The organism is Candidatus Symbiothrix dinenymphae, from assembly GCF_001431085.1.
Window position 1 is genome coordinate 1 of record NZ_BBRU01000108.1, and the last position, 893, is coordinate 893.

Annotated in this window: 1 protein-coding gene; it reads left to right on the forward strand. The window is 48.5% G+C overall.

The window, feature by feature from the left end; genetic code table 11:
* A partial coding sequence (locus tag ASC50_RS01675) for a hypothetical protein (protein ID WP_158648270.1) occupies positions 1-893 on the forward strand: 893 nt, incomplete at both ends.

The following is an 893-nucleotide window of genomic DNA, read 5'->3' on the forward strand; positions in this document are numbered from 1 at the left end:
GTAATAATACACCTCTACATGCCAGTTTTACTAAAAATGATTGTCTGCCCGGATACACTACCTCGCCGGGCTACAAGGGCTATATCGCGGAGGCGTATCGCTCGTATTTCACTCCAAACGAAACTGTTGCGATGTTTAAGGCGGAAGTGCAGACGATGAAAATCTTCGCGCCGGAGATACAAAGGCACAAATACACGTTCAGGTCGTTCCTAAACACGCTGTTGGTGCAAGTCGTGCACAGCGACAATTACAGCGCGATTTGCCAAAACACACTGCACGAATTAGATAGAAAAGATGAATGCACAATCATGTTTCGCATTTATCTGGAAGTGAAAAAATTGTTAGACATCAACCACATTGAGCGTCTGAAATCTGCCGAAGACAGCCTGAACCTGGCAATCGAAATCTGGGAAGCCATCAAAAAAGCGCAGAGCGTGATGGGCATCCTGATGCAGTGGGAAAGTGGCGAAGTGGCAGATGCGGTGCTGAAAGCCGTGAATTTGGATGTAGACAAAAAAGCCATTTCAGTAAGCCACAAAGAAGAACTCAAGCTGCTCGCCAACGATTCGAGCAACAAAAATCAAACCTTTTTCGACGGTCGCCGCATCAAAGTGATTGTGCTCAAAGACATGAACCGCGACATGATTTATTCGGGTCGCTACACGTTTTTCACCACCGAAAATCTCAACCCCACCCAAAATGCGGTGTCGGAGGGCATCCGGCTGGGCAATCAGCTGGCACGGCGCATCGCGTTTCGCAACAATGAGCGGCAAACGCACTTCTCGCGCCTGCAAGAGGGGAAAATTGACAAGCGGCTGCTCCATTCGGTGGTCTGCGGCAACGATGCCATTTTTTACCGCGACAAAGAAGAAACATTTCCGGCGGTCAATTTT